Source organism: Streptomyces canus 299MFChir4.1 (assembly GCF_000383615.1).
GTDB classification, from domain to species: domain Bacteria; phylum Actinomycetota; class Actinomycetes; order Streptomycetales; family Streptomycetaceae; genus Streptomyces; species Streptomyces canus_C.
On record NZ_KB911623.1, the window covers coordinates 1 to 13,189 of the forward strand.

Annotated in this window: 11 protein-coding genes; 8 read left to right on the forward strand and 3 right to left on the reverse strand. The window is 70.8% G+C overall.

Going from position 1 to position 13,189, the window contains the following annotated elements:
- Both frc and H293_RS0142360 read left to right on the forward strand, forming a co-directional pair.
- Positions 1 to 1,228 (forward strand): formyl-CoA transferase (gene frc / locus H293_RS0142355; RefSeq protein WP_033416378.1); only part of this gene is annotated, 1,228 nt, incomplete at its 5' end.
- 44 nt (positions 1,229 to 1,272) lie between these two features.
- Positions 1,273 to 1,794, forward strand: coding sequence for a beta-class carbonic anhydrase (locus H293_RS0142360; protein WP_020123831.1), 522 nt, complete (start codon positions 1,273 to 1,275; stop codon positions 1,792 to 1,794).
- Positions 1,795 to 1,844: 50 nt separating this feature from the next.
- Here the strand turns inward: H293_RS0142360 and H293_RS0142365 are convergent, their stop codons facing one another.
- Complete coding sequence (locus H293_RS0142365; protein WP_020123832.1) at positions 1,845 to 2,537, reverse strand: GntR family transcriptional regulator; 693 nt, start codon at positions 2,535 to 2,537, stop codon at positions 1,845 to 1,847.
- Between the two features lie 210 nt (positions 2,538 to 2,747).
- On the opposite strand from H293_RS0142365, the gene H293_RS0142370 reads away from it, so the two are divergent.
- Positions 2,748 to 3,620, forward strand: a complete 873-nt coding sequence (locus tag H293_RS0142370) for an acyl-CoA dehydrogenase family protein (protein ID WP_020123833.1) — start codon at positions 2,748 to 2,750, stop codon at positions 3,618 to 3,620.
- A gap of 18 nt (positions 3,621 to 3,638) precedes the next feature.
- Here the strand turns inward: H293_RS0142370 and H293_RS0142375 are convergent, their stop codons facing one another.
- Positions 3,639 to 4,328: a GntR family transcriptional regulator gene (locus H293_RS0142375; RefSeq protein WP_020123834.1), complete on the reverse strand. Its 690-nt coding sequence runs from the start codon at positions 4,326 to 4,328 to the stop codon at positions 3,639 to 3,641.
- Positions 4,329 to 4,627: 299 nt separating this feature from the next.
- Here H293_RS0142375 and H293_RS0142380 point away from each other — a divergent pair, with 299 nt between their 5' ends.
- The 5 genes from H293_RS0142380 to H293_RS0142400 all read left to right on the forward strand — a co-directional run bounded on the left by H293_RS0142380 (position 4,628) and on the right by H293_RS0142400 (position 10,760).
- Positions 4,628 to 5,107, forward strand: coding sequence for a formate dehydrogenase subunit gamma (locus H293_RS0142380; RefSeq protein WP_028808688.1), 480 nt, complete (start codon positions 4,628 to 4,630; stop codon positions 5,105 to 5,107).
- 8 nt (positions 5,108 to 5,115) lie between these two features.
- On the forward strand, positions 5,116 to 6,717 hold the full coding sequence (locus tag H293_RS0142385) for a formate dehydrogenase beta subunit (RefSeq protein ID WP_020123836.1): 1,602 nt from the start codon (positions 5,116 to 5,118) through the stop codon (positions 6,715 to 6,717).
- A complete protein-coding gene (fdhF, locus tag H293_RS0142390) occupies positions 6,714 to 9,530 on the forward strand; it encodes a formate dehydrogenase subunit alpha (protein WP_020123837.1) in 2,817 nt (938 codons plus the stop codon). The genes H293_RS0142385 and fdhF overlap by 4 nt, the downstream gene beginning before the upstream one ends.
- A 31-nt stretch (positions 9,531 to 9,561) precedes the next feature.
- Positions 9,562 to 9,744 (forward strand): formate dehydrogenase subunit delta, encoded by a 183-nt coding sequence (locus H293_RS0142395; RefSeq protein WP_020123838.1) that lies wholly within the window; start codon positions 9,562 to 9,564, stop codon positions 9,742 to 9,744.
- Between the two features lie 83 nt (positions 9,745 to 9,827).
- Positions 9,828 to 10,760 (forward strand): LysR family transcriptional regulator, encoded by a 933-nt coding sequence (locus H293_RS0142400; RefSeq protein ID WP_028808690.1) that lies wholly within the window; start codon positions 9,828 to 9,830, stop codon positions 10,758 to 10,760.
- 728 nt (positions 10,761 to 11,488) lie between these two features.
- Here H293_RS0142400 and H293_RS0142405 read toward each other — a convergent pair.
- Complete coding sequence (locus H293_RS0142405) at positions 11,489 to 13,081, reverse strand: FadD7 family fatty acid--CoA ligase (protein WP_020123840.1); 1,593 nt, start codon at positions 13,079 to 13,081, stop codon at positions 11,489 to 11,491.
- Positions 13,082 to 13,189: the final 108 nt, after the last annotated feature.

A 13,189-nucleotide genomic window follows, 5' to 3' on the forward strand; every position in this document is an offset into this window, starting at 1 on the left:
GACGTTGGCGCTTGATGGTGTGCGGGTGCTGGACATGACGCATGTGCAGTCGGGTCCGTCGGCGACGCAGTTGCTGGCGTGGCTGGGGGCGGATGTGGTGAAGGTGGAGGCGCCGGGCGGGGACGTCACGCGCGGGCAGTTGCGGGATGTCCCGGACGCGGACTCGCTGTATTTCACGATGCTCAACTGCAACAAGCGCAGCATCACGCTGAACCTCAAGACGGGGCGGGGCAGGGAGATCCTGACGGCGCTGGTGCGGGGTGCGGATGTGCTGGTGGAGAACTTCGCGCCGGGTGCGGTGGACCGGATGGGGTTCACGTGGGACCGGATCCGGGAGATCAACCCGAGGATCGTGTACGCCTCGATCAAGGGCTTCGGCCAGGGCCCGTACACGAACTTCAAGGCGTATGAGGTGGTCGCGCAGGCGATGGGCGGGTCGATGGCCACGACCGGGTTCCAGGACGGGCCGCCGCTGGCCACCGGTGCGCAGATCGGCGACTCGGGCACCGGTATCCACGCGGTCGCCGGCATCCTGGCCGCGCTCTTCCAGCGCGAGAGGACCGGCCGCGGCCAGCGCGTGAACGTCGCGATGCAGCACGCGGTCCTGAACCTGTGCCGGGTCAAACTCCGCGACCAGCAACGCCTGACACACGGACCGCTCGCGGAGTACCCCAACGACGACTTCACCGACGAGGTCCCGCGTTCCGGGAACGCCTCGGGGGGCGGGCAGCCCGGCTGGGCCGTCAGGTGCGCGCCGGGCGGCCCGAACGACTACGTGTACGTCATCGTTCAGCCCGCCGGCTGGCAGCCTCTGTCCGCGTTGATCGGCCGGCCCGAACTCGGCGCCGATCCGGAGTGGGCCACCCCCGAGGCCCGGCTGCCGAAGCTGGCGAAGATGTTCCAGCTGATCGAGGAATGGACCGCGGCCCTGCCCAAATGGCAGGTCCTGGAACAACTCAACGCCCACAACATCCCGTGCGGGCCGATCCTGTCCCCGAAAGAGATCATCGAGGACCGCTCCCTCGCCGACAACGACATGATCGTCGAAGTCGCACATCCCCAGCGCGGCACGTTCACCACGGTCGGCAACCCCCTCAAACTCTCCGACTCCCCCACCACCATCACCACCCCACCCCTCCTCGGCCAGCACAACGAGGACATCTACATCGGCGAACTCGGGCTTTCCCGGGCCGAGTTGCCGCAGCTCAAGGAGCAAGGCGTCATCTGATCGACCCGACCCGACCCGACCCGACCGGAGTGAGGTAGCCCCACATGACGACTTCCGTACCCCGAACCGTGACGGTCACCGACCGGCTCGTGGAAGCCAACCGCGCCTACGCCGCCCGGTTCGCCGACCCCGGCATGGGTGCCCGCCCCGTCCTGCACGTGGCCGTCGTGGCGTGCATGGACGCCCGCCTCGACCTGCACGCCGCGCTCGGTCTGGAGCTCGGCGACTGCCACACCATCCGCAACGCGGGCGGTGTGGTAACCGACGACACGATCCGCTCCCTGACGATCAGTCAGCGGGCCCTCGGCACCCGCAGTGTGGCGCTCATCCACCACACCGGCTGCGGTCTGCAGACCCTGACCGAGGACTTCCGGCACGAACTGGAGCTGGAGGTCGGTCAGCGCCCCGCCTGGGCGGTGGAGGCGTTCCGGGACGTCGACCAGGACGTACGGCAGTCCATGCAGCGGGTGCGCACCTCGCCGTTCCTGCCGCACACCGACGACGTGCGCGGCTTCGTCTTCGACGTCACGACAGGGCTGCTGCGGGAGATCGCTCCGAACTCCTGAGCCGACCTGGCCTGTTGAGGCCGTGAAGGGGGGCGGGTGGTGGGCCGGGGTCAGTCACCCCGGCCCACCACCGCGGCGATCTGCCGGCAGTAGAACTCGGTGGTGTTGCGGGTGTGCCGGCGCATCAACTCCTCCGCGCGGCCGGGGGAGCCCTCGCCGATGGCCTCGATGATCCTCGCGTGCTCGTTCCAGGCGTCCTTGCCGCGGGGCCTGGCGATGGGCATGTAGTACCAGCGCACCCGCCGGTCGACCTGGGGGATGAGTTCGGCGAGGACCGCGTTGCGCGACAGCAGGGTGATGTGACCGTGGAGGGCGGCGTTCGCTTCCACGATGGCCCGGGCGTCCGCGGCCTCGAGGGCGGTCAGGCCGGTCTGCTGGAGCTCCCACAGGCGGGCGATGTCGCGGGGAGTGGCGTGCTGGGCGGCGCCGCGCGCGGAATGGGTCTCCAGGAGGCCCCGGACGCTGAGGAGTTGCGCGCATTCCGCGGTGGTGGGGGAGTGGACGAACGCCCCCTGGGAAGGGCGCAGGTCGACCCACCCGGCGGTCTGGAGCCGCTGCAGCGCCTCACGGATCGGCTGCCGGCTGACCCCGAGACTCTCGGCGAGTTCCGCCTCGACAAGGTGCTGACCGGGTTTGAGCGAGCCGTTGATGATCAGTTCGGTCAAGGCCTCGTAGACCGCCTGGCGCAGTGGGGTGGGCCTGTTGATCGGGCCACGGGCTGTCACGGTGGGTGTGTCGGGCATCGGCCCTGTCTCCCTCGTTCGGCTGGTGGGTCGAGCCGTCCGTCAATTGCCGTGTCTCGCACAGTGCCGAGTCGATTGCCGTGTCTGCACAGTGCCGAGTCCCGGAAATCGCCCGGCTTGACCCCTGGCGCGGTCACCTTCCCATGCAGAATACTGTATGCAATCATCGTTCGACAGTGGACCAGCAGCCACGCCCAAGGGGGATGCCCCGTGTCGTACCGCACCGCTCTCTCCGAAGTCCTGACCGGCCTCGCCGGACCCGTCGCCGAAGCGGCGGCCGTCCGGGGCCGGTTCCCTCGCGGCGCCGTGACGGCCTTCGGTCGCGCGGGGCTTCTGGGGCTCACCGTCTCCACCGAATTCGGCGGTGGGGGGCGGGGGTTGCCCGAAGCCGTCGACGTGGTCGCGCGGACGGCGCGCGTCTGTCCGGCGACTGCGGCCGTGCTCCAGTCGCACTACACGGCCGTCGCCGTCATCGAGGCCCACGGCGGCCCCTGGCTGCGCGCCGAGATCGCCGCCGGACGCCATCTCGCCAGTCTCGCCCTCGCGGAGTCGGAGGAAGAGGGGGCGGGGGAGAGGGAGGGGGACGGGCAGGCGACGGATTCCCAGCTCCTCGTGCCGCGTTCCGTGGCCACCCGTTCCGGTGAGGTGGTGGCCCTGCGGGCCCGCAAGCAGCGGGTGGTCGCGGCGGGGGAGGCCGACCTCTACGTCTGGTCCTCCCGGCCTCTCACCGCCCCCGACGGGCTGACGCTCTGGGCGGTCCCGGCGCACGCCCCGGACCTGTTCGTCCCCGCACGGCCCGGCGCCGCCGGACCCCGCGGCAGCGCGACGTCCACGGTGTTCGCCGACCCGGTGCTGGTGCCCGCCGAGGCGATGCTCGGCGCGGACGGCGCCGGACTCGACGTCGTGCTGCGCACGGTCCTGCCGTGGCTGCTCGAACTGCGGGCCGCCGCGGAGGCCCGCCGCCCACCCGTCCTCGACCCGGCCTTGGAACCGGCCGTGGACCCAGTCCTCGACCCGGCCCTGAACACGACCAGTGATCCCGGGAGCGCCCTCCGCCCCGCCGGCTTCCTCGCCGCGTCCTGAACCATGCCCGGTCAGACGTCAGTTCTGGTTCGCCCTGGCCGCGATCTGCTTGCGGTAGAACTCGGTCGTGCGCTCGGTGTGCTTGCGCATGACCTCGCCCGCCTGGTGCGCGTCACCCTTGGCGATGGCCCTGATGAGCTGGGTGTGCTCGTTCCAGGCCTCCTTGCCGCGGGGCTTGGCGATGGGCGTGTAGTACCAGCGGACCTTCTGGCCCACCTGGGCGATCAGTTCGGCCAGCACGGCGTTGTCGGCGACGGCGGTGATGAAGTCGTGCAGCGCGGTGTTGGCGGAGACCAGCCGTTCGACGTCGCCGTCGGCGAGGGCGGCGATGCCTTCCAGCTGGAGCTCGTCGAGACGAGCGATGTCCTCGGGCTTCGCGTTCTGGGCGGCGAGCTGGGCCGAATAGGTCTCCAGGACCGCCCGGACGCCGAGGAGTTGGGCGGCCTCCTCCGCGGTGGGGGAGTGGACGAAGGCCCCCTGGGCGGGCCGCAGATCCACCCAGCCGGCGGTCTGGAGCCGCTGGAGGGCCTCGCGCACCGGCTGGCGGCTGACGCCGAGGTGTTCGGCGAGCTCGGCCTCGACCAGATGCTGGCCGGGCTTGAGGGAGCCGTTGACGATCAGCTCGGTCAGGGCGTCGTACACGGCCTGACGCAGCGGTGCCGGGCGGGTGACGCGCCGGGACGCTGCGGCCGTGAGTGCCTCGCGCATGGTGGTCCCGTTCTGCCGCCGGTGTCGCGGGGCGGCGGCTGTGCCGAGTGGGGGCCGTCCGGAGGTTGCCGACGGCCGCGTCAGCATACAGGTTTTGGTATGCAACATGGTGGGGTCGGCGGCGGGTCAGCGCTGGTCGACGCACGAGGTACCGGGGTTCCCTGAGCCGGCCATCCCGTGCGGCAGGACTCAGCCCTCCCGTGCGGGCAGGGTTGTGTATACAGAAGTCTGTATGGAGTATGGGTCTGAGTCTCCTGCATCCCTCGCCGGGGACCCGCGTGACGGAAGGCGAAGCGATCATGACGACCAGCGGGAATGACGTGACGGTCGAGAGCGTGGTCCGGAGGGCGGTGGCCCGACACCGCGGCGAGCGCGGTGCGCTGCTGCCCGTACTGCACGCCGTGCAGGCCGAGTTGGGCCATGTGCCGCAGGAGGCCGTGCCGGTGCTCGCCGAGGAGCTCAACCTCTCCCGGGCCGACGTCCACGGAGTCGTGACCTTCTACCACGACTTCCGCCGCGAGCCCGCGGGCCGCACCACCGTGCGCATCTGCCGCGCCGAGGCCTGCCAGGCGCTGGGCGCCGACCAACTGGTCGGCTACGCCCGTGAGTCCGGACTGACCCTGGGGGAGACGACGGCGGACGGCTCGGTCACCGTCGAGCAGGTCTTCTGCCTCGGCAACTGCGCGCTCGGACCCTCCGTGGAGGCGAACGGGCGGCTGTACGGACGCGTCGGCCCGGCCCGGCTGGGCTCGATCCTCAACGGGACGGTCTCCTCATGAACAACCCCATGAACAACCCCGCTCACTCCACGGCCACCGTCTACGTCCCCCGCGACTCCGCGGCCAGGTCCGTCGGCGCGGACGAGGTCGCACAAGCCCTCCAACACGCTTGCAGCCGTGGCGACTTCGCCCTCGACGTCGTACGCAACGGATCGCGCGGCATGCTGTGGCTGGAGCCCCTGGTCGAGGTGGTGACCCCCCAAGGGCGCGTCGGCTACGGCCCGGTGGCCCCCGAGGACGTCGACGGACTCCTCGCCGCCGGGATGCTCGACGGCGCGGACCACCCGTTGCGGCTCGGGATCGTCGACGAACTGCCCTGGCTGGCACGCCAGAACCGCGTCACCTTCGCCCGGGTCGGCGTGACCGACCCCCTGTCCGCGGAGGACTACGAGGCGCACGGCGGCCTCACCGGACTGCGCGCCGCACTGGAACTGGCCCCCGCGGACGTGATCGCCGAGGTCACCGCGTCCGGACTGCGCGGCCGCGGCGGCGCCGGATTCCCGGCCGGCATCAAGTGGAAGACCGTGCTCGACTGCGCCGACGAGCTGAAGTTCGTCTGCTGCAACGCCGACGAGGGCGACAGCGGGACCTTCGCCGACCGCATGGTCATGGAGGGCGATCCGTTCATGCTCATCGAGGGCATGACGATCGCCGCACACGCGGTCGGCGCGAGCGAGGGCTACCTGTACATCCGCTCCGAATACCCCGACGCCATCGCCACGATGCGCCGGGCGATCGGCATCGCGCGCGAGCACGGCTGGCTCGGCAAGGGCATCCTCGGCTCCGCACTCGACTTCGACCTGCACGTCCGCGTCGGCGCCGGCGCGTACATCTGCGGCGAGGAGACCTCCATGCTGGAGAGCCTGGAGGGCAAGCGCGGCATGGTCCGCGCGAAACCGCCCATCCCGGCGATCGAGGGCCTGTTCGGCAGACCGACCGTGGTGAACAACGTCCTCACCCTCGCCACCGTGCCCGTCGTCCTGGCCGAGGGCGCGCAGGCGTATGAGCGACTCGGCGTCGAGCGCTCCCGGGGCACCCAGGTGTTCCAGCTCGGCGGCAACATCGCCCAGGGCGGCATCGTCGAGACCGCCTTCGGCATCACCCTGCGCGAACTCATCGAGGAGTACGGCGGCGGAACCCACTCCGGACGCCCGGTGCGCACCGCGCAGGTCGGCGGCCCGCTCGGGGCCTACCTGCCGGAGTCGATGTTCGATCTGCCCATGGACTACGAGGCGTTCGCGGCCGCCGGGGCGATGGTCGGCCATGGTGGCGTGGTCGTGTTCGACGACAGCGTCGACATGGCCGCACAGGCCCGTTTCGCGATGGAGTTCTGCGCCGAGGAGTCCTGCGGCAAGTGCACACCGTGCCGGGTCGGCGCGGTGCGCGGCGTCGAGGTGATCGACAAGATCGTCGCCGGCACCCACCGGGAAGAGAACCTCGCCCTGCTCGAAGACCTCTGCGACCTGATGACCGAGGGCTCGCTGTGCGCGATGGGCGGGCTGACCCCGCTGCCCGTGCGCAGCGCCCTGACCCACTTCCCCGACGACTTCCTCGGCGGCCGTCGGCTGCTGGAGATCCACCCCGTACAAACGACGGAGGGCACGGCATGAGCCTGCTCAAGGAACCCGACTTCGGAACCCCTGAACGGCCGGGACCGGCCACGGTGTCGGTGGAGGTGGACGGTCTGCCAGTGACCGTCCCCGAGGGCACCTCGGTGATGCGCGCGGCCGCGCAGGCCGGCGTCGACATACCCAAACTCTGCGCCACCGACAGCCTGGAGGCGTTCGGCTCCTGCCGGTTGTGCGTGGTGGAGATCGACGGCCGGCGCGGCACCCCCGCGTCCTGCACCACCCCCTGCGCCGACGGCATGAAGGTCAGCACCCAGACCCCGAAGGTGGAGAAACTCCGCCAGGGTGTCATGGAGCTCTACATCTCCGACCACCCCCTGGACTGCCTCACCTGCCCCGCCAACGGCGACTGCGAACTCCAGGACATGGCAGGCGTGGTGGGCCTTCGCCAGGTCCGCTACGGCTACGAGGGCGAGAACCACCTCGACGCCGAGAAGGACACCTCCAACCCCTACTTCGACTTCGACCCTTCCAAGTGCATCGCCTGCTCCCGCTGCGTGCGCGCCTGCGGCGAGGTCCAGGGCACCTTCGCCCTCACCATCGAGGGGCGCGGCTTCGACTCCAAGGTCTCGGCGGGGGCGGGGGAGTCCTTCATGGACTCCGAGTGCGTCTCCTGCGGAGCCTGCGTCCAGGCCTGCCCGACCTCCACGCTCCAGGAGCGCTCGGTCGTCGAACTCGGCATGCCCACCAGGTCGGTGGTGACCACCTGCGCGTACTGCGGGGTCGGCTGTTCCTTCAAGGCCGAACTGCGCGGCGACGAACTCGTGCGCATGGTGCCGTACAAGGACGGCGGGGCCAACGAAGGCCACTCCTGTGTGAAGGGCCGCTTCGCCTTCGGCTACGCCACCCACCCCGACCGCCAACTCAAGCCCATGGTCCGCGACCGGATCACCGACCCCTGGCGCGAGGTCGACTGGGACGAGGCCATCGGCACGGTCGCCCGGCGGATGCGTGAGATCCAGGACCGGCACGGCTCCGGCGCGATCGGCGCCATCACCTCCTCGCGGTGCACCAACGAAGAGGTCTACGTCGTACAGAAGATGGTCCGCGCGGCCTTCGGCAACAACAACGTCGACACCTGCGCCCGCGTCTGCCACTCCCCGACGGGATACGGCCTCAAGCAGACCTTCGGCGAGTCCGCCGGCACCCAGGACTTCCGCTCGGTCGCCGAGGCCGACGTCATCGTGGTGATCGGTGCCAACCCCACCGACGGGCACCCGGTGTTCGCCTCCCGGATGAAGCGCCGGCTGCGCGAGGGCGCGAAGCTGATCGTCGTGGACCCCCGCCGCATCGACCTCGTGCGCTCCCCGCACATCGAGGCACAGCACCACCTCCAGCTGAGGCCCAGCACCAACGTGGCCGTGGTCAACGCGATGGCCCATGTGGTCGTCACCGAGGGCCTGGTGGACCGGTCCTTCGTGGACGCACGGTGCGAAGGCTTCGACGAGTGGGCCGAGTTCATCGCCCGCCCGGAGAACAGCCCGGAGGCCGTCGAGGAGATCACCGGCGTACCGGCCGCCGAACTCCGGGCCGCCGCACGGCTGTACGCCGAAGCCCCCAACGGAGCCATCTACTACGGCCTCGGCGTCACCGAGCACAGCCAGGGCTCGACCATGGTCATGGGAATGGCCAACCTCGCGATGGCGTGCGGGAACATCGGCCGCGACGGCGTCGGCGTGAACCCGCTGCGCGGCCAGAACAACGTGCAGGGCTCCTGCGACATGGGTTCCTTCCCGCACGAACTCCCCGGCTACCGGCACGTCTCCGACGACGCGGTTCGTACCGTCTTCGAGAACCTGTGGGGCGGAACTCTCCTCGCCGAGCCGGGACTTCGCATCCCCAACATGTTCGACGCGGCCATCGACGGCACCTTCCGCGGCCTGTTCGTACACGGTGAGGACATCGCCCAGTCCGACCCCAACCTGGGGCACGTCACCGCCGCCCTCGAAGCCATGGAACTGGTCGTCGTCCAGGACCTGTTCCTCAACGAGACGGCCAAGTTCGCCCACGTCTTCCTGCCCGGCGCGTCCTTCCTGGAGAAGGACGGCACCTTCACCAACGCCGAGCGCCGCATCAATCGGGTGCGGTCGGTGATGAAACCGAAGACCGGCAAGCACGAGTGGCAGATCGTCAGCGAGATCGCCACCGCCATGGGCTACGCGATGTCCTACGACCATCCCGGCCAGATCATGGACGAGATCGCCTCGGTCACGCCGACGTTCACCGGGGTGTCCTTCGACCTCCTCGACAAGCTCGGCAGCGTCCAGTGGCCGTGCAACGAGGAGGCGCCCGAGGGCACGCCCATCATGCACGTGGACGAATTCGTGCGCGGCAAGGGCATGTTCGTCGTCACCTCCTACGTGCCGACCAACGAACGCAGCACCCGGCGCTTCCCGCTGGTCCTCACCACGGGGCGCATCCTCAGCCAGTACAACGTCGGCGCCCAGACCCGCCGTACCGGCAATGTCGCCTGGCACCCCGAGGACGTACTGGAGCTGCACCCGCACGACGCCGAGGTCCGCGGCATCGACCACGGCGACATGGTCACCCTGGCCAGCCGCGTCGGACAGACGACCCTGCGTGCGGAGATCTCCGACCGCATGCCGACCGGGGTCGTGTACACCACGTTCCACCACCCCGTCACCGGCGCCAACGTGGTGACCACCGAGAACTCCGACTGGGCGACCAACTGCCCCGAGTACAAGGTGACCGCCGTACAGGTGGCGCTCGCCCGTCCGGACCGGTCGCGTGAGGCCGAGGCCACCGGGAACGACCTCGTGACGGTGGTGGACTGAGATGACAGCGACCGTGCCGGCGGAGTGCAGGATGGCCAACGACATCGCCAGGAACCTCGGACATCTGCCGGGGGAGGAGGCCGCGGAGGCGATCGCGGGGCACATCGGCAGGTTCTGGGACCCGCGTATGCGCACCCGGCTCCACGAGTTCGTCGATGCCGGGGTGGACGGTCTCGACCCCCTGGTGGTGGCCGCGGTGAAGCATCTGCGCTGATCCGTGCGGTCTCCTCCCTGTACATCGTTCCACACTGCATACAGTATGGAGCCAGTGATCCCATGGGCAGGGAGGAGCCGCTCATGCTGTTCCGGCAGCTCGAGTACTTCGTGGCGGTGGCGAGGGAACGGCACTTCGCCCGGGCGGCGGAATCCTGCTACGTGTCCCAGCCCGCGCTCTCGGCGGCGATCGCCAAACTGGAGCGCGAGCTGAACGTCACGCTGATCAACCGCGGCCACAACTACCAGGGCCTCACCCCCGAGGGGGAGCGGCTCGTCGTATGGGCCAAGCGGATTCTCGCCGAACAGGACGCGTTCAAGGCCGAGGTGGCCGCCGTGCAGTCCGGCATCACCGGCACCCTCCGCCTGGGCACGGATCCCACCGCCTCCACGACCCTCGCCCTCCCGGTGGCCGCCTTCTGCGCGGCGCACCCGTTGGCCAAGGTCCAGGTCCGCTCCCGTCTGTCGACGAAGGAACTCCACCGCCAGCTGCGCGACTACGAACTCGACGTGGCCATCGCCCACTTCGACCCCGACGACCAGGAAGGCCTCCAGGTCGTCCCCCTCTACCAGGAGAGATACATGCTGCTGGTCTCCGACGACCAGCTGGTGGCCCAGTCCGCCACCGTGTCCTGGGCGGACGCGGCCCAGCTGCCCCTCGCCCTGCTCACGCCGGACATGCGGATCCGGCAGATCGTCGACACCGTGTTCGCGGAGAAGGGGTACGTGGTGACTCCGCAGGTCGAGACGGACTCCATCGCCTCCCTCTACGCACACGTGGGCGGCGGCGGCTGGGCGAGCATCGTGCCGCACACCTGGCTGCGCGCGATGCCGGTGGTCGGCCGGACCAGAGCGCTGCCCCTGGTCGACCCCGAGGCCGGCGCCCAGGTGTCGGTGGCCATTCACGCGGCGACCCCCGGCTCGGTCGCCGCCCGCGCCTTCGTCAACGCGGCGACGAGCCTGTCCCTGGACGACTTCTTCGCCCGCCCCCTGCCACCCGACCACCGAGTCCGCTGACCCTGTTCCAGCCGCGCCTCACCCGCCCGAGCACCAGCACCAAGCACGGAGCGCGCTGAGCCTGCGGCCAGGTCTCGTCGGGGCGCGTGCCGATGCCGTACCCCTTCTTGGTCTCGCTGCTCCTGGCGGTCCCCCCAAGGCGGTGTCCGGCCTGTCGGTGGACTCGGCGGGTCCAGTACTCCCACGGCCGCCCTGCGCGCAGCACGCCTGGAAGTCCCGTACCGTCTCCCGGTTGCCGCGGGGCGAGTCCCCGGCCGGGCTCCACTCGCCCGAGCACCGAACGCGCCGAACCGGGCACGGGCCTGGTCGCGGCGAGTGCCGAGCCCATACCCCTTCTGATCCGGCCGTTCTCGCTGGTCCACCGCAACGCGACGGCCTGGCTGTCGCCGGACTCCCTCCACGCCCCGCCACCCCGATCCGGCACCGTGTCTCCCGCCCCTCCCGTCAGGGGGCGTGCCCTGTGCTTGGGCCGCCTTCCGGTCCGGCCGTTCCTGGTGGTCCACCGCAGCGCGTCGTGGGGCCTGACGTCGGGCAGCCTCCGCACCCCGCCACCAGGCCCCGCCCACAGACACCGTGTCACCCGCCCCTCCCGTCGGGGGACGTGCCGTGCTTGGGCCGCCTTCCGGTCCGGCCGTTCCTGGTGGTCCACCGCCGCGCGACGGCCGGTCTGTCGTCGGGCTGCCTCCGTGTCCCGCCACCCGGCGCCGCCCCAAGTACCGCGCCGCCCGTCAGGACGCGTACCGCGCCTGTACCGCCTTCCGGTCCAGTCCCCCCTTCGCGGTGTACGGCAGGGCAGCGACCAGGTCGAGTCGGTCCGGTACCTCGAACGCGGCCAAGTGGTCACGGCAGTACCGCAGGATCTCCTCGCGCCCGGCGCCGTCAGGCTCACGTACCACCACGGCGGCACCGACCCGCTGCCCGTACACCGCGTCGGGCACCGCGAACACGGCCGCCTCCGCGACCCCCGGGCACCCGGCGAGGATGTCCTCCACATGCTCGGGTGAGATCTTCTCCCCGCCCCGATTGATGAGGTTCTTGATCCGGCCGGTCAGCGACAGGTACCCGTCCTCGTCCAGTGCGCCCAGATCACCGGTGCGCAGCCACCCGTCGACGAAGGTCCGCGCCGACTCGTCCCCGTCGGCGAGATAGCCCCGGGCGACCGTGGGCCCCTGCACCCACACCTCGCCCTCCACCCCCGCCGGGCAGGACCGTCCGCCGCGGTCCACGACCCGCACCGCGACCCCGGTCGGCCGGCCCACCGACCCCTGCCGGAGCGCTCCCCGCTGCGGCAGGGGTTCGCTGGTGGCCTGGTGCGAGGACTCGGTCATCCCGTACGCGGACAGCAGCGGCGCGCCGAACGTCCGCTCCAGCGCCCGCTGGGTCGCCGTGTTGAGGGGCGCGCTGCAACTGCGGACGAACTTCAACGGCGGCGCCTGCGGGCCCGGATACTCCCGTTCCGACCGGTCCAGAAGGATTTCGTGGATGGCCGGCACGGCCGTGAACCACGTGGCGTCCACGGCCCGCATGTCGGCCCAGAACGTGCCCGCCGAGAACCGCCCCCGCTCGGGCAGCAGCACACACCCCCCGCTCGCCAGGGAGGACAACAGCGCCGCGAACAGCCCGTGGCCGTGGAAGAACGGCATCACGGCGACCGTCGCGTCCTCCGGGCCCAACTCGTAGGTGGCGCAGATGGTGCGAAGGGAGGCGGCCACATTGGCGTGGGTCAGCGGGACCATCTTCGCCCGGTCGGTGGTGCCGGCGGTGAACAGCACGAGAGCGTCCCGCTCCGACAACTCGCCTGCGCCACCTTGGGCTTGAGCCGAATCGCAGACACCCGGTTCGAGTTCCAGCGCCCCCGCCCCCGCCCCCGCCCCCGAGACGTCCATGCGCAGCGACCACGCGGGCACCGGAAGCTTGGCGCCACGACCGGACGCCGACGCGTCGAGAAGGACCGCCCGGGCCCCCAACGCCGTCAGCCGCGAGGAGAGTTGTGACTCCGGGAGAGCGGGATCCAGTGGAGCCGTGACCAGTCCGGCCCGCGCCGCGCCGAGCAACGCGACGACGAACTCCGCCGTGTTGGCGCAGATGAGACCGACCGCGTCACCACGGCCCAGCCCCGCCCCACCGAGCCGGGCCGCCACCTCGTCGGCAAGGGACGCCAGCGCCCGGTACGACAGCTGCACACGCTCGCCGGTCACCACCAGGGCCCGGGCGTACGGGCGTTCACGTACCTGCCGGTCGAGGAGATCGACGAGGCCCGTGATCCGCGGAGGCCGGTACCGGTCCGCGTCACGCACGGATGCCGCGGCCGGAACGGCCATGACCCCACCCCCTCGCACAGGTCCGATGAAACATCCTCTGCGAGCGTGCGGTGGCACCCCGTGGACGTCCAATACCCGCTGGCGAACGGTCGATAGCGGCTGTCTATC

Coding starts and splice junctions, on each gene's coding strand:
- H293_RS0142400 (WP_028808690.1), top strand. CDS start 9,828: ATGCTGTTCCGGCAGCTCGAGTACTTCGTGGCGGTGGCGAGGGAACGG.
- H293_RS0142405 (WP_020123840.1), bottom strand. CDS start 13,081: ATGGCCGTTCCGGCCGCGGCATCCGTGCGTGACGCGGACCGGTACCGG.
- H293_RS0142360 (WP_020123831.1), top strand. CDS start 1,273: ATGACGACTTCCGTACCCCGAACCGTGACGGTCACCGACCGGCTCGTG.
- H293_RS0142365 (WP_020123832.1), bottom strand. CDS start 2,537: ATGCCCGACACACCCACCGTGACAGCCCGTGGCCCGATCAACAGGCCC.
- H293_RS0142385 (WP_020123836.1), top strand. CDS start 5,116: ATGAACAACCCCGCTCACTCCACGGCCACCGTCTACGTCCCCCGCGAC.
- H293_RS0142395 (WP_020123838.1), top strand. CDS start 9,562: ATGGCCAACGACATCGCCAGGAACCTCGGACATCTGCCGGGGGAGGAG.
- fdhF (WP_020123837.1), top strand. CDS start 6,714: ATGAGCCTGCTCAAGGAACCCGACTTCGGAACCCCTGAACGGCCGGGA.
- H293_RS0142380 (WP_028808688.1), top strand. CDS start 4,628: ATGACGACCAGCGGGAATGACGTGACGGTCGAGAGCGTGGTCCGGAGG.
- H293_RS0142375 (WP_020123834.1), bottom strand. CDS start 4,328: ATGCGCGAGGCACTCACGGCCGCAGCGTCCCGGCGCGTCACCCGCCCG.